At 64.0% G+C, this 23,311-nt stretch carries 18 protein-coding genes; 8 read left to right on the top strand and 10 right to left on the bottom strand.

The window, feature by feature from the left end:
* Positions 1-34: 34 nt before the first annotated feature.
* On the bottom strand, positions 35-922 hold the full coding sequence (locus tag ACO2Q4_RS09190) for a 3-keto-5-aminohexanoate cleavage protein (protein ID WP_311759188.1): 888 nt from the start codon (positions 920-922) through the stop codon (positions 35-37).
* 85 nt (positions 923-1,007) lie between these two features.
* Here ACO2Q4_RS09190 and ACO2Q4_RS09185 point away from each other — a divergent pair, with 85 nt between their 5' ends.
* Positions 1,008-1,961, top strand: a complete 954-nt coding sequence (locus ACO2Q4_RS09185; RefSeq protein ID WP_423318807.1) for a GlxA family transcriptional regulator — start codon at positions 1,008-1,010, stop codon at positions 1,959-1,961.
* Positions 1,962-1,973: 12 nt separating this feature from the next.
* Here ACO2Q4_RS09185 and ACO2Q4_RS09180 read toward each other — a convergent pair whose 3' ends face one another.
* Positions 1,974-2,528, bottom strand: coding sequence for a hypothetical protein (locus tag ACO2Q4_RS09180; RefSeq protein ID WP_395133131.1), 555 nt, complete (start codon positions 2,526-2,528; stop codon positions 1,974-1,976).
* 168 nt (positions 2,529-2,696) lie between these two features.
* On the opposite strand from ACO2Q4_RS09180, the gene ACO2Q4_RS09175 reads away from it, so the two are divergent.
* Both ACO2Q4_RS09175 and ACO2Q4_RS09170 read left to right on the top strand, forming a co-directional pair.
* Positions 2,697-3,839 carry a glycoside hydrolase family 19 protein gene (locus ACO2Q4_RS09175; protein ID WP_423318805.1) on the top strand — a complete coding sequence of 381 codons (1,143 nt, stop codon included), beginning with the start codon at positions 2,697-2,699 and terminating at the stop codon, positions 3,837-3,839.
* A gap of 211 nt (positions 3,840-4,050) precedes the next feature.
* Complete coding sequence (locus tag ACO2Q4_RS09170; protein WP_423318803.1) at positions 4,051-9,465, top strand: caspase family protein; 5,415 nt, start codon at positions 4,051-4,053, stop codon at positions 9,463-9,465.
* A 25-nt stretch (positions 9,466-9,490) separates the two neighbouring features.
* On the opposite strand, the gene ACO2Q4_RS09165 is transcribed toward ACO2Q4_RS09170, so the two are convergent.
* Positions 9,491-10,045, bottom strand: coding sequence for a MarR family winged helix-turn-helix transcriptional regulator (locus tag ACO2Q4_RS09165; RefSeq protein WP_423318801.1), 555 nt, complete (start codon positions 10,043-10,045; stop codon positions 9,491-9,493).
* Between the two features lie 107 nt (positions 10,046-10,152).
* Here ACO2Q4_RS09165 and ACO2Q4_RS09160 point away from each other — a divergent pair, with 107 nt between their 5' ends.
* Positions 10,153-11,706, top strand: a complete 1,554-nt coding sequence (locus ACO2Q4_RS09160) for an MDR family MFS transporter (protein WP_395133124.1) — start codon at positions 10,153-10,155, stop codon at positions 11,704-11,706.
* Between the two features lie 52 nt (positions 11,707-11,758).
* Here ACO2Q4_RS09160 and ACO2Q4_RS09155 read toward each other — a convergent pair whose 3' ends face one another.
* From ACO2Q4_RS09155 to paaN, 7 genes are read right to left on the bottom strand one after another with little or no spacing between them, the layout of a single operon-like run.
* Positions 11,759-13,702 (bottom strand): 3-hydroxyacyl-CoA dehydrogenase NAD-binding domain-containing protein, encoded by a 1,944-nt coding sequence (locus ACO2Q4_RS09155; RefSeq protein ID WP_423318798.1) that lies wholly within the window; start codon positions 13,700-13,702, stop codon positions 11,759-11,761.
* Between the two features lie 2 nt (positions 13,703-13,704).
* Positions 13,705-14,406: an ABC transporter ATP-binding protein gene (locus ACO2Q4_RS09150; RefSeq protein ID WP_311759196.1), complete on the bottom strand. Its 702-nt coding sequence runs from the start codon at positions 14,404-14,406 to the stop codon at positions 13,705-13,707.
* Positions 14,393-15,169 carry an ABC transporter ATP-binding protein gene (locus ACO2Q4_RS09145; protein ID WP_423318796.1) on the bottom strand — a complete coding sequence of 259 codons (777 nt, stop codon included), beginning with the start codon at positions 15,167-15,169 and terminating at the stop codon, positions 14,393-14,395. The genes ACO2Q4_RS09150 and ACO2Q4_RS09145 overlap by 14 nt, the downstream gene beginning before the upstream one ends.
* Positions 15,166-16,122 (bottom strand): branched-chain amino acid ABC transporter permease, encoded by a 957-nt coding sequence (locus ACO2Q4_RS09140; RefSeq protein ID WP_311759198.1) that lies wholly within the window; start codon positions 16,120-16,122, stop codon positions 15,166-15,168. The genes ACO2Q4_RS09145 and ACO2Q4_RS09140 overlap by 4 nt, the downstream gene beginning before the upstream one ends.
* A 1-nt stretch (position 16,123) precedes the next feature.
* Entirely contained in the window at positions 16,124-16,996 is an 873-nt protein-coding gene (locus ACO2Q4_RS09135; RefSeq protein WP_311759199.1) for a branched-chain amino acid ABC transporter permease, read from the bottom strand.
* 60 nt (positions 16,997-17,056) lie between these two features.
* Positions 17,057-18,202 (bottom strand): ABC transporter substrate-binding protein, encoded by a 1,146-nt coding sequence (locus tag ACO2Q4_RS09130; protein WP_423318793.1) that lies wholly within the window; start codon positions 18,200-18,202, stop codon positions 17,057-17,059.
* Positions 18,203-18,232: 30 nt separating this feature from the next.
* Positions 18,233-19,879 carry a phenylacetic acid degradation protein PaaN gene (gene paaN, locus ACO2Q4_RS09125; protein WP_423318792.1) on the bottom strand — a complete coding sequence of 549 codons (1,647 nt, stop codon included), beginning with the start codon at positions 19,877-19,879 and terminating at the stop codon, positions 18,233-18,235.
* A 102-nt stretch (positions 19,880-19,981) separates the two neighbouring features.
* Here paaN and paaG point away from each other — a divergent pair, with 102 nt between their 5' ends.
* The 4 genes from paaG (at position 19,982) to ACO2Q4_RS09105 (ending at position 23,272) form a co-directional block, all read left to right on the top strand.
* Positions 19,982-20,770: a 2-(1,2-epoxy-1,2-dihydrophenyl)acetyl-CoA isomerase PaaG gene (gene paaG / locus ACO2Q4_RS09120; protein ID WP_423318790.1), complete on the top strand. Its 789-nt coding sequence runs from the start codon at positions 19,982-19,984 to the stop codon at positions 20,768-20,770.
* A gap of 14 nt (positions 20,771-20,784) precedes the next feature.
* Positions 20,785-21,216 (top strand): hydroxyphenylacetyl-CoA thioesterase PaaI, encoded by a 432-nt coding sequence (paaI, locus tag ACO2Q4_RS09115; protein WP_423318991.1) that lies wholly within the window; start codon positions 20,785-20,787, stop codon positions 21,214-21,216.
* 31 nt (positions 21,217-21,247) lie between these two features.
* The gene (paaK, locus tag ACO2Q4_RS09110; protein ID WP_395133112.1) at positions 21,248-22,558 is read left to right on the top strand and encodes a phenylacetate--CoA ligase PaaK; all 1,311 of its coding nucleotides are present in this window, start codon (positions 21,248-21,250) and stop codon (positions 22,556-22,558) included.
* Between the two features lie 114 nt (positions 22,559-22,672).
* Positions 22,673-23,272: a TetR/AcrR family transcriptional regulator gene (locus ACO2Q4_RS09105; protein ID WP_423318788.1), complete on the top strand. Its 600-nt coding sequence runs from the start codon at positions 22,673-22,675 to the stop codon at positions 23,270-23,272.
* Positions 23,273-23,311: the final 39 nt, after the last annotated feature.

Below are 23,311 nucleotides of genomic sequence, written 5' to 3'. Positions count from 1 at the left end.
TTGGTTGGTCTTCCGTAGGGGGTAAGACGACCCGCTAGCGGCGGGTCAGCTTCAGTTTCTCGCGTACCTCCTGCGGGCCCATGACTCGACAGCCCATCGTGGTCAGAATCGTCGACGCACGCTCGACCAGATCGCCGTTGCGGGCAAGCACCCCTTTTTCCAGCCAGATATTGTCCTCAAGCCCGACGCGGACATTGCCGCCAGCCAGCGCCGCCTGCGCGACATAGGGCAGCTGCATGCGCCCGATCGAGAACATCGAATAGGTCCAGCCCTTGGGGATGTTGTTCACCATCGCCATCAGACTGTTCGGATCGGCGGGCGCGCCATAGGGGATGCCCATGCACAGCTGGATCATCACCGGGTCATCGATCAGCCCTTCCTCGACCAGCGTCTTGGCCATCCACAGATGTCCGGTGTCGAACACCTCGATCTCTGGTCTGACACCAGCGGCCTTGATGCGCGCAGCCATTGCGCGAAGCGTGCCGGGCGTGTTCGTCATGACGTAATCGGCTTCGGCAAAGTTCATCGTGCCGCAGTCGAGGGTGCAGATCTCGGGCAGCAATTCCTCGACATGGACCAGCCGTTCCGTCGCGCCGACGATGTCGGACTGCGGCGACAGCGGCAGCGGCGCCTCGGCCGAGCCAAGGACGATATCGCCGCCCATGCCCGCGGTCAGGTTCAGCACGACATCGACGTCCGACGAGCGCACGCGTTCGACCACCTCGCGATAAAGCGCCGGATCGCGCGACGGAGCGCCGGTTTCCGGATCGCGCACATGGACATGCGCGATCGCGGCCCCTGCCCCTGCTGCCTCGATGCAGGCATCGGCGATCTGCTTGGGCGTGATGGGCACCAGATCGGATTTCTTGTGGCTTTGCCCCGACCCTGTCACCGCGCAGGTGATAAAGACGTCACGATTCATTCAGCTCTCCGGCAGGCTATGTCTGGTCCCAGCGTGACAGCGAATGCGCTGGCAGGATGTGCATAATTGGGCGTAATATTTGCTCATGTCGCCAAAATCTCCGCTTCATCTGACCTTTCTTCTGTTCGACGGCTTTTCGAACATGGTGCTGGCCAGCGCCATCGAACCGCTGCGCGCCGCCCGCGACCTGTCGGGGCAACGGTTGTTCTCGTGGCAAGTCTGCTCGCTTGACGGAGAGGCGGTGCAAAGTTCGTCCCGGCTGCAGATTTCGGTCGACCTGCCGCTGGAACGGGTCGGCGCCACCGATGCGCTGGTGCTGGTTTCGGGATACGGGATGCGCAACCACCTGCCCCGCGACGCAGCACAGACGGTGCTGCGCAAGGCCCGCGGATTGCCCCTGATCTGCGGGCTGGATACCGGCGCATGGTTGCTGGCGCGCATGGGCCTGCTGGCCGGGCGGCGCGCCACGATCCACTGGATGGAGCGCGAGGCTCTGGCCGAAGGCTTCCCCGAGATCATGGTCGTCCCGGACCCCTATGTCGCGGATGGCAATATCGTCACCTGCGGGGGTGCGCAAAGCGTGCTCAGTTGGTCGCTGGACATGATCGGCACCGAGGCGGGAGAGGCGCTGCGCTTTGACGTGGCCAACATGTTCGGTCGGGTCATGGGCCGCAGCACCGACCCCGTCGAGTGGCAGTTGCCCAGCCGCATGACCGATGCCGCGTTGCCGGCCGCCCTGCGCCGCGCGATCACCGCGATGCGCGAAACGGCTGAACAGCCCCTGCCCCTGCCGCGCATCGCGGAACACGCCGCCCTGTCCGCACGCAGCATGGACCGGTTGTTCCATGTCCACCTGGGCATGTCGTCGGGCAGTTATTACCGACAGATACGCCTGTCCCATGCCCGGGCGCTGGCACTGGAAACCGAACTGACGCTGGGCGAAATCGCGTCGCGCACCGGGTTTTCATCCTCATCGACCCTGGCCCGGGCCTATCGCAATGCCTTTGGCGAAACGATCCGCCGTTCGGTCGCGCACTGAAACCGGGGGGCGTCACTCGGCCGGTTTCAGGAAATCCTGCGGGATCGAGGCGGCATCGACGCTGACCGGGCGCAGCCAATACTGGTCCGCGGTCGCCGTCTTGATATCCGCGACATAGAAAAATCCCCGGATGCGAAGGCCCTGTCCCGAAGGCGCGCCGTTGAAGAATTCGCAGGCCGCCGTGTCAAAGGGATCGTCACCCGGAATCGGCAGGTCCATGCCCAGAAGCAGGTGGTTGTTCTCGGCATTCGGGCGGCCCGTAAGCGGGCCCGGTGCGCCATCCTGTGCAAGGGCATCACAGGCGACGCCCTCGGCATCGTCACCGGCACTGTCCCCGGCCAGCGAACCGAAGACCTCGTTCCCCAGAAAGCCAGCGAACTGCCAGTCGAGATAGACCAGAGGCGTCTTTGCGACCCCCTCGACGATCTGCTGGAAACGCGCACCGGCATCCGCAGTCGAAAGATCCAGCCGCTCGACAGATCTGGCAAAGGGAAAATCACCATTTCCGGCTGCAGCGCCCGCCAGGCCAAGGATCGCCGCAACCGATGTCACAATCAACCGCATCATCGCCAAAGCTCCCGCAACAATGATGATGGAAAAATACGCCCATCGTGGTATTCTGACAATTGAGCATTCCAATTCCGCATGCATGTTAAGTCGTTTTTTTGTTTCGGATCATTTTCTTCGGCATTTCTGAAGAGACCGGTCCCGCTTTGGTTAATGAGGGAGATAGACATGTCGATGGACCGCCGCATTTTCTTTGATCAGATCCGCCCCCTGTTCGGTGGACGCCTGAACCAGCCGCAAGTCGAAGGCATGGACGCCATCCTGAACAGCTGGGAACGACGCAACCCGAATGGAGACCTGCGCTGGCTGGCCTATGTATTCGCCACGGCATTCCATGAAACCGCCCGCACGATGCAACCGGTGCGCGAAGCGTTCTGGCTGTCCGAGAACTGGCGGCGTCGCAACCTGCGCTATTATCCCTATTACGGGCGCGGCTATGTCCAACTGACTTGGTCCGAGAATTATGCCCGCGCCGGCAGCTTCGTCGGCGTCGATCTTGTCCGCAATCCCGACCTTGCGATGCTGCCCGCTCATGCCGCGACGATCATCTTCGTCGGTATGGAGGCAGGCTGGTTCCGCGGAGATTCGCGCGGAAGACACACCCTGACACGCTATTTCAATCGCAACGTCAACGATCCGGTCGGCGCGCGCGAGATCGTCAATGGAAGGGAAATCAAGACGATAAACGGGCGCAGGGTGCTGATCGCCTCGGTCATCGCGGGCTATCACGACGCCTTCCTGCGTGCCGTCAATGCCGGGGCGCGCGCGGGTGTGGGCCTGCAAAGGGGGTTCGAAACCGCTATGCCGACCTCGCTGGACGACGATGTCTTCACCGAAGATTTCGCCCTTGGCCACGACGCTTTGCTGGCCGAGGCAGTGCCCGGCCCGCGGGGCGGAACCTTTGGCGATATTGCCGCGGCCCTTGCCGCACCCGAGGCGATGCCTGTCGAGCTGCCAGTGATGTCCGATGCCGCAGCGCCCATGATCGAGGATTTCGACGCGCACGCATCGGACAGCAGCGTTCTGCTGGATCGCACGGTCGAGATCGTGACCGCCTATCTGGATGGCAACAACAAGATCGACCATTCGGATCTGCCCGCGCTGATCACTGGCGTCTATCGCGCGTTGGCGGGCCTGACGATGGCCACCGCGCTGTCAGAGCCTCCGGGCTTCGACATGCTCGCGGAAGGCGAGAGCAGCGATCTGGCGGAACCGGAACCAGCAGCATCGAAGGCTGCGGCGACACGCAAGCGGTCGCGTGGGGGCCGGTCCAAAAGCTATGCCGACGGGCCGGCAACGGAGCATGTCTGAAATGGCCCCGGCGGCCCCCTACACAATATCGGACGGGGCCGCCAATTCCATGAAATTTCGATTCATTTATTCTGGATATTTGAAAACCTCCAGAAAAAGTGAAACGGCCGGGTTCCATCGATTTCGCACGCTTCACTTGATTGCCTGAATCAGACCATTACGATCCAGTTATTTTCAGATCCTTTAAATGTCGCTTGTTTGGGGTAAATTAATGGCAGAGCTGGCGAGCCTTGGGGGGATGGGCGCGAAGCGTGATTATATCGACTTGCGCGACCATATTTTTGCCCCCCGCTTCGACCTTCTCCCCTCGGAATACTTGCCACGGGATTCACTTTTCACGCCTGCAACTTCGGGAAATCTGCCTTTTGGCCTGCGCAATCAGGGGCAGCGCGGGAATTGCGTGGGACAGGCGCTTGCCAACCTGATCGATATCCAGATGCACATGCGCATGCCCCCCGGCGCGCCACAACGTCGTGTCAGCGCCGCGATGCTGTATCAGATGGCGATGTTTCACGATGTCGCGGACGAGGAGGGACAGGACGGCATCCGCTCGCTCCGCTCCGGCATCAAGGCGTTCTTTCATCACGGCGTATGCCCCGACGGCACCGAGGATGACGGCTGGCCGGATGACGACACTGTCCAGCGCCGCCGCTGGCCCAGCGAGGCGCAAGCCCGCGCGGCGCAGAACGTGACCCTTGGCGCCTATAGCCGCATCAGGCCGATCCTGCATCACTATCACTGCGCAATCCACGAAGCCGGCACCGTCCTTGTCAGCGCGCGACTGCACCAAGGCTGGGCCTCGCCCCAGCAGGGCCGGATCATTCCACAGGAACCAAAGGATGAGCTTTGCCACGCGGTAGTGATCGTCGGCTATAACTGCGAGGGGTTCATCGTCCTGAATTCGTGGGGCGAGGATTGGGGGGGCATTCCCCTGGGTGCCGAGCCAGATGCGCCACGTGCGCGCGGAATGGCGCTTTGGACCTATGCTGACTGGGCGAAAAGCATAGTCGACGGCTGGGTGCTACGGCTGGGGGTGCCGGGCCGCGACGCCTTTCTGGTCAGCGCGGGCCCACAGGGAACCGAGCGGGAAACAGAGACGCCGGGCTCGACCCCATATCGCATGCTGCAGGGGAATTTCGTCAATCTGGATGCCGGTTGTCCGCAGGAAACGGGCACCTATGCAACCCCTCAGGCCGCGATCGATTCCACCGTCACCGGCATCCTGGACCGGCTCAGGGGCGACAGTCGTGGCGTGGTGCTGAGCCTGCCGGGAGTCATGGAAACCGAAACCCAGGCCTTCGCCCGCGTCGTTCGGCAAAAGCTGAAATTCGAGTCCGAAGGCCTTGATTTCTTGACATGCTTCTGGTCCGCAAACTTCGCTGCAGACCTGGATGCCGTGCTGGAAGACATCTTCGAACGTTGCCGCAAGCAGGCCGGGGCAGCGGTCGAGTCGCTCGACCGGCTCTTCGAGCTGTCGGCACGCGGCTCGGGCCACGCCTTCTGGCGCGAGATCGAACGGCACGCCCTTTGCGCGGCACTGCCCGGCGGTGCCGATCCCGGCCACGCTGAGCCCTGCGCAGCCAGACGCCGAGGCGAACTTGGGGCGATTGTCGAACGCATCGCCGATGCCTGCGCAGAGCAGGCAAAGCCGCTCCACATTCTTGCGAACGGAGCCGGCGCGCTGGTTGTCGACGGGTTGCTGGAACGGTTTCGTCGGCGTGCGGTGCTCAGCGATCCCTTGTCCTGGGTGCCCGCGCTGGGAAGCCTCGTGCTGACCTTTCCGGCCGTCCCATTGCTCCAGGCCAATGAAAGACTGCTGCCGCTGGCGCGGGCGATGGCGGCGCGTGGCCCCGATTCCGGTGCCGCGATTATTGTCCCCACCCCCGATCTGGAGCGCAGGCTGACCGTCCACGGCTATGGGCGTTCGATCCTGCATCTTGCCTCGCGCGCCTTTCTGGAACGTGATGGCGCAAGCACGGACCAGCCGATGCTGGGCAGCTATCGCGCTGCAGAGCCAGATGCCCCGGGATCCGACCTGCTGGTCGATCCGCTGGCCGCGCATCCTGACCGGGTGGAACCGCCCTTTGTGCCCTTCGGCGGGTTTCCGGCCATCCGCCTGGAACAGCACGAGCTTGATTCCAGCCCCGACCTTGAAGACCGGATCCTGCGGACCATCAGGCAGGCCCCGCCCCCTTACCCGGCCGCGCGCACCCCGCGGCCCGCTTTCCCCACGGAGGATAGCATCATGACCTCACAGGAAATTCCGACCATCACAATGTCCGAGCTTCAGCAGAAGATCTCGGAAGGCACTCTCGATCCCGAGGCGGCGCGGTACTATTTCCGGTTGGACGAAGCCGCGTCCACTCCGTTTTCGCCCGTTTACCTACCCAATCCCGATTATGTCATCATGCCGGGGGCGGATTCGCGTTCGGCCCTGGCGCTGAACTCGGCCAACACCTTGGCCCGCTGGTCGCGGCTGGCGGCCTATTACAGCAAGATCGGACATGGTTATGACGGCCCGCGCCTTGCGGCCGAAGGTGACAGCTGGTTCCAATATCCGGTCCGGCTGTTCGACGTGATCGACTATGTCGCCGAACGCTATGCCGTCTTCGATTCCTCGGCTGCGGGCGACCTGCTGGAGAACATGGCCCGTCAGCGGGAATATATCGACGCCTTGCGCCAAAGCGGGGCGGATATCCTGCTGTTGTCGGCGGGGGGCAACGATGTCTGCGCCGGTGGCGCGCTGGCGGATCATCTTGAGGATTTCGACCCCGCGCTTCAGCCCGCCGATTACCTCAAGCGCGGGTACCAGGACCTTCTGGACAGCGCCATCGCCTTTTACGAGCGGATCTGCCGCGACGTGAACGGCCATTTCCCGGGCGTCACCATCATCACCCATGGCTATGACTATGTCGTGCCCTCGGGCGGGCGCTGGCTGGGTCGCCCGATGGAAAGTCGCGGGATCACCGATCGCGGCCTGCAAAAGCGCATCGCTGCCGAGATGATCGACCAGTTCAACCGCGCGTTGCGGCGCATGGCAGCCACCATGTCCCATGTCGCCTATGTCGATTGCCGCAATGCTGTTCCCGCCAACCAGTGGTTCGACGAGCTGCACCCCACCAATGCCGGCTTCGCTCCGGTGGCAGCCCGGATCCTGACCAAGGTCAAGGAGATCACCGAAAGCCGGCGCGAACGCGAGCTGATGGTCAATCGGGTCGTCCCCGGCGGCCGCCAGCAAGCGTCGCCGCAGTTGGTTCCGCAGTCTCTGGCCGGGTCGCGAAATCTGGCCCGCTCGCTGCATCTTGGCCTGAATGAGATCGATCCCGGGCATTATGCTGGCGATTCCGGGTATCTGCGCGGCTGCGAGAATGACGCCCGCGCGATGCGGGACCTCGCCGAGGCGCAGGGCTATGCCACGACCACCCTTCTGTCCCGTGAAGCCACCCGCGATGCCGTCATCGAGGAATTGCGCCGCGCGGCGCGCGATCTGCGCGCAGGCGACCAGTTTCTGTTCACCAATGCAAGCCACGGCAGTCAGCTTGCCGATTTCAACGGCGACGAGGGCGAGATCGGCAACCGCAATCCCGACAGCACGATCTGCCTTTACGACGGCCAGATGATCGATGACGAGCTGTGGTCCCTGTTCTCGCAGTTCCAAAGCGGCGTCCGCATCGTCATGATCTCGGACAGCTGCCATTCGGGAACGATCGCCCGCGCCCAGCGTATGGGCTTTGATCCGACCTCGCTGGCCTCGGTCGGGGCGCTGGACAATCCGGCGGCGCTGGCTGCGATGGCGGTTCGCGCCGATCCGGGCCTGCTGCCCAGAAGGCTGCGCGATGCGACGGCCAGTGCGGTGCAGGATCTGCATCGCGACTTCTATGCCGATCTGTCGCGGCAATACCGCCATGTCGACCGGCAAGTGCTGGCTTCACCCGTGCGGCCGGTGCTTGCGGCCTCGCTTCTGCAGTTCAGCGCCTGTCGCGACGATCAGGTGGCAATGGACGGAGAGGAGCACGGAGTCTTCACGGCAGCGCTGCTGAATGTCTGGGATCGTGGTGGCTTCGGGGGCAGCTATCGCCAGTTCCATGACCGGATCGTCGATGCTCTGGCAACGATGGAGCAGAAACCGGCGCTATTCACCCCCGCTCCCATCGATCCGGCCTTTCTGCGGCAGCGTCCCTTCACACTCGTCGGGGCCGAGCTGAACCGCGAAACCGAAGGCATGATGCGTCCGGCCGAAGCCACCTCTCCCGCCGCTCCGGAAGAGGATCGGACAGAGGCAACCGAAAGCATCGCCACGCTTGACGGAACCGAGGGGGCAGAAGATCCGGGCGAAGCCTTGGCTGCCACATCCCGTGCGTCGGCACCCGGTATCCCCGCCGCCACCATGCAGCGGTTCAGCAGCTTCATCGCGCCTCTGGGACTACGCCACTTCGCCGCGGAAGAGTTCCTGGCCCTTGGCGCGGGGCATTTCGGGGGTGGCGCGGCCCATGGCCTGAACAGCGCCCCTCCCGAACAGCTTTGGCCGAATATCTTGCCCACGGCCCAGGTGCTGGACCAGTTGCGCGCGCGGCTGGGCGTTCCGGTCACGATCAACAGCGCCTATCGCAATGCCGCCTATAATCAGGCGATTGGCGGAGAGCCTCATTCCTGGCACATGCAGTTCCGCGCCTGCGATATCTCGGCAGACGGCGCCTCGGCTCGCAAGGTCGCGGACACGCTGTCCGAAATGCGCGGCGAAGGCCTGTTCCGCGGCGGGATCGGGCGCTATGCGGGCTTCACCCATGTCGATACGCGCGGCGTCAATGCCGACTGGTCTGGCGCGGGCCGGGGTCTGGACGCCGGCCAGAATGCCGGGGCCACCACTGCCAGTCGCAGGTTGCGCGAATTCGCGCAGTCGATCCCGGTCGATCCGAAACAAGGTGGCCGCAGCCGCAGCACCGGACCGGGCGACCTCGCCGATGCCGATGCGGCGGTGAACGGCGCGCAGATCATGGCGCTGGACCGCAAGCTGTCGCCCGAATTGCGCAAGGCCGTGCTTTATTCGACTCAGTTCGCGCAGCGCGCCGCCAATGCCGCCGCCGATCCGGTCGAGGATCACGATACCTGGTGGCAAACGCTCAACTCAGCTCTTGGCGCGGTCGGGTGGAGCGTCCAGCAATCGACCTATCGCCGGGCATCGAACAGCGACCAGGACGCCACGCTCGACTCGCTGGCGATCGATGCGATTGCCGCACTGACCAGCGTCGCGGGCAAGCTAAATGCCATTCGCGCGGTTCTTGACGCGCTGCGCGGCGCGGCGGCCGGAGACAAACGCCTGAAACTGCTGGACCTGCACATGTCCGAGAAAGCCAGCGGCGCCTTTCAGATCGGCGAGACCGAACTTGGCGAGAATGACGAGGTGCTGATGAGCATTGGCGCGGTGCAATTCCGCAGCCTTGACACGCGCAAGGGCGTCCTGTTCGCGCAATGGGGCAAATCGGTCGACTCGGTCGGGATCGCGGCAGAGCGGATGATCTTCAACCATGACTTCTATGAGAACATGGCCCGATCGGTGGTCGAACAGCGCCTGACCGACGCGCAAAGCCAGATCCTCGCCTTCAAGCTGGAACGGCAGCCGTCCTGAGGGCGAACGGCAGGCGCGGGGCGATCTAGCCCCGCGCTGCCTTGGCGTCGGCCGCGGCAGGCTCGGGCTGCCCCTGCGCGGTTGTCATGCGGCCCTCCAGCGCCAGGGTGAAGGCCTCGAACCCCTCGGCAAAGGCGGTCACGCGTTCCTCGGGCCATTCCGCCAGGATCTCGGCGATCATGTCCAGCTTGACGCGCCGGATCTCGGAAAAGATGCGGTCGCCCGCTTCGGTCCTTTGCAGGACGGCGCGACGCGCATCCTCCTGCGAAACGGCGCGGATCAGGTAGCCCTGCTCGACCAGCCCGGCGACAAGGCGGCTGGCACGCGACGGATCGACCCGCAACTGCCGCGCGATGTCGCCCACCGAAACCTCGCCTTCAACATGGCGGGGATCTTCACGGCCCGGCTGTGCGGGGACAAGCGTCAGCGCGTCCAGATCGGATATGTCCAGGCTTGGCGCGACATTGGCCAGCGCAAGCCTGCCGATCACCCGGCGACCGATCAGGACCCGGAACCGTCCCATCGCGGCCGAGATCCTGTCCAATCCCGCCTGCTTGCGCGCCTCGTTCACCACGTCCATCCTTTCCCGCAGAATTTATGTGCGGTTGACATATATATGATCTTTGCACATATATGGCGACAGTCATCGCGTTGCAACGATTCGCAGCCGGAAGCAGGTTCCAATTCATGTCCAATCACGTTCAGCCCACGGTCGGGCCTTCGGGTCTGACCCATCGTCGCCGCATGGCGATCTTTTCATTTCTGATGCTCAGCCTGTTCATGGCAACCTTGGACAACCAGGTCGTATCGACTGCGCTGCCGACGATCATCGGCGAATTCGGCGCGATCGAGCGTTTCGCCTGGATCGGCTCGGCCTATCTTCTGGCGCAAAGCGCGATCATGCCGGTCTATGGCAAGCTGGGCGACCTGTTCGGGCGCAAATACGTCATGATGTTCGCGGTCGGCCTGTTCACCATCGGATCGCTGCTTTGCGGCCTGTCCTGGTCGATGGACAGCCTGATCGCGGCGCGCGTCTTCCAGGGCCTGGGCGCGGGCGGGATCATGGTGTCGATCTTCTCGATCAACGCCGACCTGTTCGAGCCGCGCGAGCGCGCGCGCTATCAAAGCTTTTCCAGCCTGGTCCTGATGGCATCCGGGTCGATCGGTCCCACCCTTGGCGGCACGATGAGCCAGTATCTGGGCTGGCGCTCGATCTTCCTGATCAACCTGCCCATCGGCATCATCGCCTTGGCGGGGCTGATGTTCATGCTGCCCTATCGCCGCCCTGAACGGCAGCCCAAGATCGACTATGTTGGCGCGTTGACGCTGGCCATCGCGATCTCGGGGCTGGTTCTCTGGGCGGACAGCCAGTCGCTGTTTGGCTCGCTGACGGCCTGGCCCTCGCTTGCGCTGCCCGTGATCTCGGCGCTGGCCCTGACCATCTGGCTGCGAGTCGAGCGTCGCGCGGCCGAACCCGTCATTCCGTTGGGGCTGTTCCGCGACCGGAATTTCTCACTGCTGCTGATCGTTGGCATCGTCAGCGGCGGAATCGGCATCGGGCTGGTCAACTATCACGCGCTGTTCCTGCAGATGACGACAGGCCTGTCTCCTGCCCACGCGGGCCTGTTCTTCATCGCGATTACCGCTGGTATCGCCGGCGGATCGCTGACCGCGGGGCGGCTGATCTCGCGCACGGGGCACTATAAGCCCTGGCTGGTGCTGGGCCTGTTCCTGTCAACCCTGTGTCTGGCCGGACTGATGGTGCTGCCGCTGCACGTGCCCTTCTGGGCTGTCGCCGCGGTCCTGCTGGCGCAGGGCATCGCCATCGGGCTGGGCCAGCAGGCACCGGTGATCGGGGTGCAGATCGCCTCTCCGACCAAGGATGTGGGTGCAGCGACGGGCGCGGTGACGCTGTCACGCATGGGGGGCGCGGCCCTTGCAATTTCTATCTACGGCGCGATCCTGACCGACCAACTGATGCGGGCAGTGGTGCCGGGCGTCGGTTCCATCGCCGAGATGACGCCGGACCGTATGGCGGCCCTGCCCCCCGCTGCCCGCGAGGGGGTGGCTGCCGCGTTCCGAGGTGCCTTCGACTGGGTCTATTTTTCGGCGGTCGTCATCGCGGCGGTCGGCTTCCTCGCCGCGGCCATGTTGAGGCCGGTCCAGCTGGCGCCGATTGGCGAAGCGGAAAAGCCGCAGGCAAAGCCCGCCGACATGCAGGCCGCGCCCCGCGCCGGCTGACCCTATCCTGACAGAACGGGGCGCGACGATCCTGCGCCCCGTTCGCGCGGATTTAGATGCGCGAGCGGCTCGCAAACATCGGCCCGCCGCGCCAGCGCGGAAAGCCGTAGCCGTGGATCTTGACCAGATCGATATCCGCAGGGCTGGCGGCAATGCCTTCGTCCAGGATTGCCTGCCCCTCGGCCGCCATCTCGCCAACCAGAACGGCGGCAATCTCATCCTCGGTCATCCCCGTTTCGGGAGCAACCTGCCCGCGCAGCAGTTCCGCGACGACCGCCGAGACCTGCGGCCGACGGTCGCCCGCGACATAATCATACCAGCCGCCACCGGTCTTCTGCCCCTTGCGACCCGCACGAACCAGGATATCGCCCAGTGTCTCGGGCACGTCCTGACCCTTGGCGCGCGCGCCCTCACGCTGCAGGAAGGCGATGTCGAGCCCGCCCAGGTCCTGCGCCTCGAACGGTCCCATCGCAAGGCCATAGCCCCGCATCGCCGCGTCGATCCGCGCGATGGGCACGCCCCGCCGAAGCAGCCCTTCGGCCGCAGCGCGATAGCGTTTCAGGATCCGGTTTCCGATGAATCCATCGCAAATACCTGATTGCACGGGTATCTTCTTCAGAAGGCGTCCAAGAGCAAAGCCGGTCGCCAGCGTCTCGGGCGAGGTGTCAGGCGTGGGCACGATCTCCAGCAGCTTCATCACATTGGCCGGGCTGAAGAAATGCAGGCTGATGAAGCGATCCGGGTTTGGCAAAGCCTCGGCAATCTCGCGCGGGTCAAGATACGAGGTATTGGTGGCCAGCACCGCATCCGCGCGGCAGACCGCACCAAGCTGGGCAAAGACCGCGCGCTTGACGCCGATTTCCTCGAACACGGCCTCGATCACCATGTCCACATCGGCCAGCGCCTCGTAATCGGTCGTTCCGGTGACGCCATCCCTGAGAGCTTGCGCCTGAGCTTCGGTCAGTTTGCCGCGCTTGACCCCGCCCTCGAAGACATTGGCGACATTGGCGAGACCACGCGCGACGGCATCGTCGTCGCGCTCGATCAGGATGACCGGTAGACCCGCGTCGCGGATCGCCGAGATAATGCCTGCGCCCATCGTGCCGCCGCCAATGACGGCAATCTTCTTTAGCGGCAATGCCGCGACATCGCGCAGGGCAGCCGGACGGGAGGCTGCACGCTCGGCAAAGAAGACAGTGCGCAGGGCGGCGGCCTGTTCCGTGCCGCGCAGCTCCATGAAAGTCTTGCGTTCAAAATTCATCGCATCCGCGAAGGGTGCTTCAGCGGCCTTGCGGATCGAGGCCAGAACGCGGGCGGGCGCGGCCGCGCCTTTGGCGGATTTTGCGACGGCTTTCTCGGCGTCAAGCCAAAAGGCCGCATCGGGGGTCTCGATCGGGCGGGCCGAAACCGGCAGCGGCAAGGGCTGTTCGATCGCCGCGCGGGCAAAGGCCACGGCACCTTCCAGCAGATCGCCCTGAATCACCGCGTCGATCAGACCTGCGGCCAGAGCTTTCGGCGCGCGCAGCGGCTTGCCGGTCGTCGCCATCTCGACCGCCTTTGCAACGCCGCAAAGGCGCGGCGTGCGCACCGTGCCACCCGCGCCGGGAATGATGCCCAGCGTCACCTCGGGCAGGCCGATCTGGGCATCGGCCAACGCCACGCGGAAACGACAGCCAAGGGCGATCTCGAAGCCGCCACCAAGCGCCGAGCCGTGAATCGCCGCGACCCAGGGCTTTTCCGCCGCCTCGATCCGGGCGACCAGATCGGGCAGATGAGGCTCGACCGGGGGCTTCCCGAATTCCGTGACATCCGCGCCTGCGATGAAGGTCCGACCCGCGCAAACCAGCACCACCGCCCGGACAGAAGGATCGGCGTCCAGTTCTGCCACGGCGTCCCAAAGCCCTTGGCGCAGCGCCAGACCCAGCGCGTTGACGGGCGGGTTGTCCACGGTGACGGTGGCGATTTCGCCGATACGGGCAATGGTGACGACGGACATGTTCAAATTCCCAAGTAAGCTTCGCGAATGCGGGGATCGGCGATCAGTTCGGCCGCCGCGCCCTGCATGGTGATTTGGCCGGTTTCCATGACATAGCCACGGTCAGCGATCTTGAGCGCGCCGAAGGCGTTCTGTTCGACCAGCAACACGGTGACGCCAAGCGCCTTCAGCCCGCTGACCACGTCGAAGATCTGCTGCACGATGATCGGAGCAAGCCCCATCGAAGGCTCGTCCAGCAGCAGGCAGCTTGGCCGCCCCATCAACGCACGGGCCATTGCCAGCATCTGCTGCTGGCCGCCCGAAAGGCCCCCCGCCGCCAGATTGCGCTTCTCGCGCAGGATCGGGAACATGGCGAAGGCGTCGTCCATGTCCTTCTGGACCCGGTCGTCATGGAAAAGGAACGCCCCAAGCCGCAGGTTTTCCTCAACCGAAAGGTTCGTGAAGATCTGCCGCCCCTCGGGCGATTGCGCCAGCCCCCGCGACAGCCGCTTATAGGCCGGAACGGTGGTCAGCGCCTCGCCCCGGAAGGTGATCTTGCCTGCGGATACCGGCTGCACGCCCGACAGGCAGCGCAGAAGCGTCGTCTTGCCCGCGCCATTCGCGCCCACCACGGTGACAATCTCGCCGCTGTCAACCTGCAGATCCAGGCCGTGCAGCACCTCGATCCGGCCATAGCGCGAGCGCAGTCCCTCAACTGTCAGCATCGGCGGCCTCCGTTCCCAGATAGGCGGCGATGACCGCCGGGTTGCGGCTGACCTGTTCGGGGGGGCCTTCGGCGATCTTCTCGCCGTGATCCAATACGACGATATGGTTCGAGATGCGCATCACCATCTTCATGTCATGCTCGACCAGCAGGATTGCGACGCCGGATTTGGCGACCTCGGCGATCAGGTGGTCGATTTCCTCGGTCTCGACGGCGTTGCAACCGGCGGCGGGCTCATCCAGCAGCAGCACAGCCGGGTTCATCGCCAGCGCGCGGGCGATCTCCAGTCGCTTGAGAGAGCCATAGGACAGGTTCCCGGCCTCGCGGTCAGCGGCCCGGTCAAGTCCGACACGGGCCAGAAGCTCGCGCGCACCCTCCTCGGCCATGCGCGAACGACGCCTCGACGAGGGCAGGTTCAGAAGATCAGCAAGAACCGGTCCGCATTCCCGCAGGTGAAAGCCCGCCATGGCGTTTTCCAGCACCGTCATGTTCTGAAATATCTGAAGGTTCTGAAACGTGCGGGACATGCCGCGCGCGGCCAGCAGGTAAGGCTCCATCCCGGTCACGTCCTCACCCTTCAGGCGGACGCGGCCCGAACCGGGGCGATAGACGCCCGAAATCATGTTGAACAGCGTGGTCTTGCCCGCGCCATTCGGCCCGATGACCGAGACGATCTCGCCCGGTTCAACGGAAAAGCTGACATCATGGACGGCGCGCAGCCCGCCAAAGGCGATGCCAAGGCGCTCGATCTGCAACAGGCTCATTCGCCCCTCCCCCGGATCTTGCGCATGATCGAGGGCACCAGCCCTTCGCGCAGAAAGATCATCACCAACATCATGACAAGGCCAAGGATCAGCTGTTCATATTCGGCGAACACGGTCAGCACCTGCGGCAAAAGCGTCAGGATGCCCGCGCCAAGGATCGCGCCGGGGACAGACCCCACCCCGCCCAGCACGGCCATCGTCACCATTTCCACCGAATGCATGAAGCCCGCGATGTCCGGGGTGACGAACTTGTTCTGAAGCGCCAGCAGCGACCCGGCCACCGAGGCATAGACTGCCGAGATCACGAAAGCCTGCAGCTTGACCCGCGCGACATCGATGCCGACGGTCCCGGCGGCGATCTCGGACCCGTGCAGCGCGCGCAGCGCCCGTCCGGTCGGACTGGCATGCAGGTTCAGCGCGATCCAGGCCCCGATGACAAGGCAGAGCCCGGTAAAGGCATACCAGAATTCCCCATTCGAGAGGTTCAGGCCCCAGTCCTTCAGCAGCCCCCGCAGGCCCAGATCCGCAACCTCGATCCCGTCCGGGCCCTTGGTCAGGTGCCGTTCGTTGTTCAGGACCATCGCGACAAGAATACCGAACCCCAGCGAGGCGACGCCAAGGTAATAGCCCTTGAGCCGCAGGATTGGCTTACCGACAAGATAGGCAAGGATGGCCGAGATGACCGCGCCCAACACCACGGCCAGCGCCGGGTGCAGGCCAAGATGCACCGGGGCCAACGCGCAGGCATAGCCGCCGATCCCCGCAAAGCCGGCATGACCCAGGCTGATCTGCCCGGCATAGCCGGTCAGGATCACGATGCCGGTCACGGCCAGCGCATTGACGAAGATCAACGCGCCGACGCGGAAGTAATAGCCCGAGGGAAAGAAGAAGGGCGCGGCCGCGATCAGCACGGCCATGGCAAGAATGGTCAGGTGTTTGCCGGAAATGCGCATGTCAGACCCGTTCCGTTGATTTCCGGCCAAACAGGCCCTGCGGCATGAAGAACAGGACCGCCAGGATCACGACAAAAGCCGCCGCCTCCTTGTATTGCGAGGAGAGGTAGCCCGCGGTCATCGCCTCGATCAGTCCCAGCAGAAGCCCGCCCGCGAAAGCGCCCTTGGGATTGCCCATGCCGCCCAGCATCGCGCCCGCAAACCCCTTCAGCGCAAGGCCAAGGCCCACGTCATACGAGGTCATCGTGATCGGCGTGATCAGCACCCCCGCGAAGGCTCCGATACCCGCCGAAAGCGCGAAGGACAGCGTCATCACGAAATCCGTATTGATCCCGACAAGCTGCGCGGCCAGCCGGTTGTTAGATGTAGCGAGCACCGCGCGGCCAAGGATGGTGCGGGTGAAGAACAGCCACAGCCCGACAAAGACCGCAAAAGCCCCGCCGATGGCCCACAGGCTTTGCGACAGGATCGTGGCCCCCATGACATGGATCGGGTCATCGCCCGAAAAGGCCGGGAAACTGTGGATCTGCTTGTCGAAGATCAACTGCGCCGCGCCCCGGATGAAGATCGAGGCACCGATGGTGATGATGATCAGCGACACGACCGGGGCCCCGCGCGCGGGCTCGATCGCCAGCTTGTTGAGCGCGACCCCGACCGCCGCTGTCGCGGCAATCGCGACAAGGGCGGCCAGTGGCAGGGGCAAGCCCGCCGCCGTGGCAAAGACGGTGATCATGCCACCCAGCATGACGAATTCGCCCTGTGCGAAGTTCACCACCCCCGAGGCGTTGTAGATGATCGTGAAGCCAAGCGCGACAAGCGCGTAGACCGCTCCGACGGTCAGGCCTGAAAACAGGAATTGCAGGAATTCGGACATGCTGGGTCCTGTGGCTAAGGGCTCAGGGCGAATGCGGCCCCGAAGGCGGGGCCGCGGGGATCATTCGACGATGGTCCAGTCCCCGTCCTTGATCTCGAGCATCCGGAACGCGGTCAGGTCGAGGCCAAGGTGGTTTTCGGGTGACATGGTGTAGATGCCGGTCGTGCCCGCCAAACCAGAGACCGTCTCCAGCGCATCGCGGATTGCCTCAGGCTCGGTGCTGCCCGCACGGGTGATCGCGTCGACCAGCAGCGAGAAGCCGTCATGGGCATAGCCGCCGAAGGTGCTGACCGGGACCTTGTATTTCGTCTCGAATGCCTCCTTGTAGGCGGCAACCACCGGTTTTTGCGCATCGCCATCGGCCAGCAGCCCCGCGACCAGCAGCGCCGTTCCGGGCAGGCGCACACCTTCGGCGGCGTCCTTGCCGGCAAGTTCGATGAACCCATCGGACGCCACGCCATGCGACTGGTAAAGCGGCAGGCCGATCGCCAGCTGCTTGTAGTTCCGCGTCACGATCGACGGACCCTGACCAAAGCCCGGGTTCAGCACGGCCTGAACGCCTGCGGCATTCTTGATCTTGGTCAGCTGCGCCGTCATGTCGGCGTCCTTCGGGTCATAAGTCTCGTCCGCGACGATCTCGATCCCGTATTCGCCGATGACGTCCTTGCACTGCGCCTGCATCGACGCGCCGAAACCGTCCGTTCCCGAGATCAGGCCGATCTTGGTGATGCCCTGCTTCTTCATGTCCTCGAAGATCTTCTGGCAGGCCATGCGGTCGGTGTGCGGGGTCTTGAACGTATAGGGCTTGACCGGCTGGATAATGTCGATCGCGCCCGCCAGCGAGATGAATGGGATCTCGGCATCCTCGGCGACCGACAGGATCGACATCGAGGTTCCGGTGGTGGTGCCGCCAATGATCGCCTGGACCTCGTCATCCTCAATCAGGCGGGTGGCGAAGGTGCGCGCCTTGTTGGCGTCGCCACCATCGTCATACAAGACCAGCGCGACCTCTTCGCCGTTGATCCCGCCCTTGGCGTTCAACTGCTCGACCAGCATTTCAAGCGTCTTGGCCTCGGGATCGCCCAGAAAGGCGGCAGGGCCGGTGGCCGAGATCGAGGCGCCGACCTTGATTTCAGCGCTGGCGGCGGTCGCAAGGCCAAGCGCGATCAGCGCGGCCGGAACGGTCGTGGTCAGGGTCTTCTTCATGTCGTCTCCTCCCAGAGAACTTGATACGGATCAGGCAGCAGCAGGGCGTCGCCACATCACCCGGCGGAAACGGGTGGCGACGAAGGCGGTATCGGTCAGGCTGGCATTGCCGGCGGGATTGGCGCCGGTGACGTGAAAATCGCTGAAGGCCGCCGACTGGTTGACGAAGATATTGCCGGTGAGGTTGATCGACAGGTTCACCCCGGCATCCGCAAACGCCAGCACGGCGCGGGCAATGCGGCCCTCGTCCAGATCATAAAGCGCCGCCGTGATCGCGCCCTTGTCACGGGCGAGGCTGGCGGCGCGGGCGATGCCCGCATCTGCATCATCGACCGCGACCAGATAAGTGATGGGGCCGAAACATTCCCGCTCGCAAGCCGGGTCGCCATCCTCGACCGCCAGCAGCAACGGCGTCGCGGTGCGTCCTTCGCCCAGCGGCGTCGAGTCGCGGATAACCCGTCCGCTCGCGCGCGCAGCATCGATTCGCGCCAGCGTCGCCGGATTGGCGATGGCCCCGCAAACACCCGCCGCGCGAGCCGGATCGGAAAGAAGGGTATCGATCGCGGCCGCGATGGCCGATGCGACCTGATCGAAGCTTTTCCACCCCTGATCGGTCTGGATGCCCCGGCGCGGGATATGGATGTTCTGCGGCGCGGTGCACATCTGGCCCGAATAAAGCGCCAGCGAGAACGCAAGATTCGCACACATGCCCGCAAGATCGTCGGTCGCGGCAATGGTGACCGTGTTGACGCCCGCCTCTTCACTGAAAAGCGCGGCAGTCGTGTTCCTCCGCAACCAATCCCCGAATGTGCCGGAGCCGGTATAATCGATCAGGCGGACCGCCGGGTCGGTTGCAAGCTGTTTGGTGATCTCTGCCCCCGGCCCGTCCACGGCCAGAAGCACGGCATCGGCGGGAAGTCCGGCTTCGTCCAGCACCTCGCGCAATACGCGCACGGTCAGCGCAAGCGGCAGGATTGCGGCCGGATGGGGCTTGATCACGACGGGGTTGCCGGTCGCGAGGCTGGCGAAGATGCCTGAATAGGAATTCCAGGTCGGAAACGTGTTGCAACCGATCGCCAGCGAGACCCCGGCCGGAACCACCGTCCAATGCTTGTCCAGCACGACGGGCGCGCCTTTGCCCTGTGGCTTTTCCCAGCGCGCAGCGCCGGCGAATCGGGTCATTTCGTCCCAGGCCATCGCCACGGCCTCAAGCCCGCGATCCTGCGCATGGGGCCCGCCAGCCTGGAACGCCATGGCGAAGGCTTGCCCGGTGGTGTGCATCGTCGCATTGCCGATCAGGAAGCTCATGCGGTTCAGCCGAACCAGCGCCTCAAGGCAGGCACCGACCCGAACCTCGATTTCCGCCTGCGCAAGGGCGGGTGCTGCGGCCTGCGATGCGGCGATCAGGGTATCGACCGATGCCGAGGGATAGGAAATTTCCAGTGCCGGGCCAAAGGGTGACTGCTCGGCACCAAGGCGGCTTTCTTCGGGATGGCCGGGCAGATCAAAGGGGCGACGCTGCAACGCGGTAAATGCGACGGCTCCGTCCTCACGCGCAGTCTCGCCATAGATCTTGCCGCTGGGAACCTCGGGAAACGGGGTCCAGAATTCTCGCCGGCGCAATGCGGACAGAGCAGTGTCCAACATCGGCCGGTGGCGGTCGAAAAACTGTGACATGGCATCCCTCCCAAACGCGTCATATTATCATTGACCGACCGGTCGGTTTATGCAACAAAAATCTTCGAGGAGCCTCGGAAGATGAGGCAGGGAGTTTCAGACATGACAGAAACGGTTCTGGTCACGCTGGTCGATGGCGTCCTGACGCTGACCCTCAACCGCCCGGAAAAGCTCAATTCCTTCAACGAGGAAATGCATCTGGCCCTGCGCGCGCAGATCGAACGCGCCCATGCCGACCCTGCTGTCCGCGCGGTCCTGCTGACGGGCGCGGGGCGTGGCTTCTGTGCCGGTCAGGATCTGGGGGACCGCGATCCGCGCAAGGGCGGTCCTGCCCCGGATCTGGGACACACGCTCGAAACCTTCTACAACCCGACGCTGCGGCTGCTGCGCAATCTTGAAAAGCCGGTCATCTGCGCGGTCAACGGCGTGGCGGCGGGCGCAGGCGCAAATATCGCCTTTGCCTGCGACATCGTGCTGGCGGCCCGATCGGCAAAATTCATCCAGGCATTCTCGAAAATCGGGCTAGTTCCCGACGCGGGTGGAAGCTGGAGCCTGGCCCGCATCCTGGGCGAGCCGCGCGCCAAGGCGCTGGCCCTGACGGCCGAGCCGCTCAGCGCCGAGCGGGCCGCAGATTGGGGCCTGATCTGGAAGGCGCTCGATGACGAGACCCTGATGACCGAGGCGGCGGCACTGGCAGCCTCGCTTGCCGCGGGGCCGACGCTGGGTCTGGGGCTGACCAAGCGACTGATCCAGTCTGCCGCGACCAACAGCCTGGACGAACAGCTTGATCTGGAGCGCGATTGCCAGCGTCAGGCCGGCCGCAGCAGCGACTATGCCGAAGGCGTCACCGCCTTTCTTGAAAAACGCAAGCCGGAGTTCAAAGGTCAATGAAAGCCCTTGCCAAGATGACCCCGCAAGAGGTGGCCGAGGCATCGGCCAAGGCCATGTGGAACGACGACTCGGCAAGCCAGCGACTGGGGATGAGCCTGGATCACATCGCGCCGGGCGAGGCGGACCTGACCATGACGATCACCGCTGACATGTCGAACGGGCACGGAAACTGCCACGGCGGCTATATGTTCACACTGGCCGACAGCGCCTTTGCATTTGCCTGCAACAGCTACAACCAGCTGGTCGTGGCGCAGCACTGCGCGATCACCTATCTTCAACCCGGCCGGATCGGAGACCGGCTGACGGCCCAGGCCCGCGAAGTCTCGCGCCGGGGTCGTTCGGGGATCTACGACATTCGCATCACCAACCAGCACGGCGAGCATGTGGCCGAATTCCGCGGCCATTCGCGCACCGTCAAGGGCACCCACCTGCCGGTCGAAGACTGACCGGAACCGCATTTTGCATAGGGAGGAAACCATGCAAGACCTGTCCCCGATGACCGAAGGTCTCGAACCCGTCGAGACCGCCTCGCGCGATGAGATCAGCGCGCTGCAACTCCAGCGCATGCAATGGTCGCTGAAGCACGCCTATGAGAACTCGCCCTTCTACCGCAGGCGTTTCGACGAGATGGGCGCCCATCCAGACGATCTGAAATCGCTGGCCGACATTGCAAAGTTTCCCTTCACCGTGAAGCAGGATCTGCGCGATACCTATCCCTTCGGCATGTTTGCCACGCCGCGCGAACAGCTGGTGCGCATTCACGGCTCGTCAGGCACCACGGGCAAACCGACCGTCGTGGGCTATACGCAGCGAGATATCGACACCTGGGCGACGCTGATCGCCCGTTCGATCCGTGCGGCGGGTGGGCGTCCGGGCGACATGTTGCACAACTCGTATGGCTACGGCCTGTTCACCGGCGGTCTAGGTGCCCATTACGGCGCCGAGAAGCTTGGCTGCACCGTGGTCCCGATGTCGGGCGGCATGACCGAGCGCCAGGTGACGCTGATCAACGACTTCAAGCCGCGCATCATCATGGTGACGCCCAGCTACATGCTGTCGATCCTTGACGAATTCCGCCGCCAGGGCCTCGACCCGCGCGAAAGCTCGCTGGAAATCGGTATCTTCGGGGCCGAGCCCTGGACCAATTCGATGCGTCAGGAAATCGAAGAGGCCTTCAATATGCATGCCGTGGACATCTACGGCCTGTCGGAAATCATGGGCCCCGGCGTCGCGCAGGAATGCGTCGAGACCAAGGACGGGCTGCATGTCTGGGAAGACCATTTCTATCCCGAGATCATCGATCCGGTCACCGGCGAGGTTCTGCCCGACGGCGAGTTGGGTGAGCTGGTCTTTACCACGCTGACCAAGGAAGGTCTGCCGATGGTCCGCTATCGCACGCGCGACCTGACCCGCCTGTTGCCGGGTACCGCGCGGTCGATGCGCCGGATCGAAAAGATCACGGGACGCAGCGACGACATGATCATCCTGCGGGGCGTCAACGTCTTCCCGACCCAGATCGAAGAGCAGATCCTGAAATGCGAGGGCCTCGCCCCACATTTCCAGATCGAGCTGAACCGCGACGGCCGCATGGACAACATGACCGTCCATGTCGAATGCACCCCCGAGATGCGCGACGAATCCGCGCGCGCAAAATCGGCCAAGGAACTGTCGCATCATATCAAAAGCGTGGTCGGGGTTTCGACCCGGATCAATGTCACCGATCCGAACGGCATCGCCCGTTCGGAAGGCAAGGCGAAGCGGGTGGTGGACAACCGCCCCAAGGAATGACGAAAGCCCCGCGCCGGGGACATGACAATCGGCGCGGGGAACGCTAAGCCGACGGGAGGAAAGGCTTTACCGTCGGATTTCGGAAACGTCTTTGAAGAAGACGAAAGGTATTTCATGGCTCGGACACGAGCAGTCGATTTCGATGAAAAGCGGCGCGGGATTCTGGACAGCGCCGCTGCGGTCTTTGCCGAACAAGGCATGGAAAAGGCCTCGATGGCGCAGATCGCGGCCCATGGCCAGGTCTCCAAGGCACTGCTTTACCATTATTATCCCAGCAAGGGCGAGTTGATCTTCGCGATCATCATCACCCATCTGGAAGAACTGATCGAGGCGATCGAAAGCGCCGATGACCCGACGCTGGAATCTCAGGCTCGCCTGCGAAAACTGGTCGGGACGGTGCTGGAAAGCTATCGCGGTGCGGACAATCAGCACAAGGTGCAGCTGAACGCGACCTCTGCCCTGACCGATGAACAGAAGGCCGAGATCCTCGCCATCGAAAAGCGTATCGTGCGCCATTTCGCGCAACTTCTGCGCGAGATCAATCCGAGCCTCGACACGCCCGAACGCCCGCTTCTGACCCCCGTCACCATGTCGCTTTTCGGCATGATGAACTGGGTCTACATGTGGTTCCGGGACGGCGGCCGCATCTCTCGCGAGGACTATGCCGACGTGGCAACGACCCTGATCCTGGAAGGGATCAAGGCGGTTCGGTGAAGCTGGGGGCGTGGAAAGAAGTTGGGGCGCGAAGCGTTC

The sequence above is a fragment of the Paracoccus sp. KR1-242 genome, assembly GCF_049446195.1.
Lineage (GTDB): Bacteria > Pseudomonadota > Alphaproteobacteria > Rhodobacterales > Rhodobacteraceae > Paracoccus > Paracoccus broussonetiae.
This window is presented reverse-complemented; position numbering and strand designations above follow the sequence as displayed.